Annotated in this window: 1 protein-coding gene; it reads right to left on the bottom strand. The window is 53.9% G+C overall.

The window, feature by feature from the left end; translation table 11 throughout:
• Positions 1-256: hypothetical protein (locus ACZ3GY_RS24405; protein ID WP_465912369.1), on the bottom strand; the 256-nt coding region annotated here is incomplete at both ends.

Raw genomic sequence — 256 nt, 5'->3', positions numbered from 1 at the left:
ACTGACCGGAAACGCTTTGGTCAAAGCCAGTTTTGCCTGTTTCACCATATCCGCATTGCGTGATTGCCAACCCTCCGCCGCACTCGAATAACGCTTGAATGAAGTTGGTAGTGTTTCCAGACAAATCTTTTCAGTTTGCGTCACTAGGTTTTCAATCCCAAGCGTACCGATGACCGCACCTTCCAGTGCCGGGTCAAGCGGCTTGGGGGAGCTTGCTACCGTCGTGGTAGGTGCTGGTGTAACCGGGGCCGGTGCA

Source organism: Pseudomonas sp. PME37.24/006 (assembly GCF_055556635.1).
The sequence above is the reverse complement of the archived record's forward strand: the minus strand, read 5'-3'. Positions and strand labels throughout refer to the sequence as shown.